The sequence below is a fragment of the Cedecea sp. B1(4) genome (assembly GCF_059414925.1).
Genome location: NZ_JCAHMZ010000066.1, coordinates 1 through 336 on the forward strand (window position 1 = coordinate 1; position 336 = coordinate 336).

Annotated in this window: 1 protein-coding gene; it reads right to left on the reverse strand. The window is 69.0% G+C overall.

From position 1 onward, the window contains the following. Positions 1-336: FAD-dependent oxidoreductase (locus tag ACR6JA_RS22130; RefSeq protein WP_494599532.1), on the reverse strand; the 336-nt coding region annotated here is incomplete at both ends.

Here is a 336-nt window from a genome sequence, read left to right on the forward strand (position 1 = left end):
CACCTTGGGCGGTCGTGAGCACGAATTCACCGTCCTGATAAGCCACCTGACTCGCCTGGGTATGCTCCAGCACGGCTATCCCTTCGGCGCGGAAGGCATCGGTCACAGCCGCGCCGATGGCCGGGTCCTCGCGGAAGAACAGCGTGCTGCGCGCCAGGACCGTGACCTGGCTGCCCAGCCGGGCGAAGGCTTGCGCCAGTTCAACGGCCACCACCGACGAGCCGATCACCGCCAGCCGCACAGGGATCGTGTCGCTCGCCAGCGCCTCGGTCGAGGTCCAGTACGGCGTGTCCTTCAGGCCGGGGATCGGCGGGATCGCCGGACTTGCGCCGGTCG